Source organism: Micromonospora sp. KC723 (assembly GCF_004348595.1).
GTDB lineage: Bacteria > Actinomycetota > Actinomycetes > Mycobacteriales > Micromonosporaceae > Micromonospora.
In genome coordinates, this window is record NZ_SMKD01000290.1 from 1 (window position 1) to 626 (window position 626).

Sequence of the window (626 nt, forward strand, 5' to 3'; positions counted from 1 at the left end):
CACGCCGGCGTCGTTCCAGTCCCGCAACCGGCGCCAGCAGGTCATTCCCGACCCGAACCCGAGTTCTTGGGGCAGGTACTCCCACGGGATCGCGGTGTAGAGCACGAACAAGATCCCGCACAACACCTTCCGGTCATCCAGCGGCTTACGACCGGGGTAGCGGTACCGACGCGGTGGGCGCGGTGGCAGCAGCGGTGCGATCTCGGCCCACAGATCGTCCGAGACGATCCACGGCGGCTGCTCACCCCTGCTCACGTTCAGACAGAACGATTCTCACGTCCAGTCGGTTACGCCCAACATCATTTAGTTAGGAGTTGTTATCCGATGAGCGCGCACCGGTCCGCCGAAGCGGCGGATCTGCTGCAACAGCGCATGCACGTCGCCGCATCCAGCACTCGCGCGTTATGTAGCCGCTGGAAACAGTTCCACCTCGCCGTAGCGTTTCGACACCCCGTCGATGTCGAGCCTGTCACTGTCGCTCCCCTCATCCCGGTGACGACTAAGGCGTGTTTCAGAAGTCGTGGTGGCCGGTGAAGGTTACGGCGTGGCGGTGATCGATAACTGAAGAGGTCTCCGGTATCTGGTTCTGCGACCAAGCAAGAACTTCATACCGGAGACCTCGTGGC

Annotated in this window: 1 protein-coding gene; it reads right to left on the reverse strand. The window is 62.0% G+C overall.

Features of this window, described 5'->3' with window-relative positions; all coding sequences use genetic code 11:
• Nucleotides 1-228, reverse strand: a 228-nt coding sequence (locus E1165_RS28700; RefSeq protein ID WP_243705045.1) for a transposase, incomplete at its 3' end; no start/stop codon positions are given.
• Between the last annotated feature and the right edge of the window lie 398 nt (nt 229-626).